Annotated in this window: 1 protein-coding gene; it reads right to left on the reverse strand. The window is 73.4% G+C overall.

Annotated features, from left to right (window positions below):
• Positions 1-436: RDD family protein (locus ACU8YE_RS25490; protein WP_446930384.1), on the reverse strand; the 436-nt coding region annotated here is incomplete at both ends.

Raw genomic sequence — 436 nt, forward strand, 5'->3', positions numbered from 1 at the left:
TTCCTCGTCCCACAGCGGCCAGAGGTAGCCGACGTAGCCGAAGCCGTCGAGGACGTGCAGCAGGTCGCGGACGAAGGCGTCCAGCGTCCCGATCGGCCGTCCGGTGGTCTGGCGGACGAGATAGATCCTGGTGAGTCGCTTGCCGACCGACTGGCCGGTGCGGCCGGCCAGCACGTAGCGGTTGCAGACCGCCAGCCCGAGAGCGACCAGGTAGAGCAGCGACCCGACCACCACCAGCGGGTAGCGCGGCGCCACGGTGAGGTCGCCGCGGAAAAAGCCGAGGTAGGTGGGCAGGTAGCCGGTGACGAGGAGCACGGCGGCGACCAGGCCGGGCACGGAATCGAGCAGCGACGCGCCGACGCGCCGGCTCCAGCTGGCGTGGTCGTCGCGCCGCGGGCCGGGCCAGGCCGGCGCCACGACCGCCTGGGCCGCGGCC

Source organism: Ralstonia sp. VS2407, from assembly GCF_052950655.1.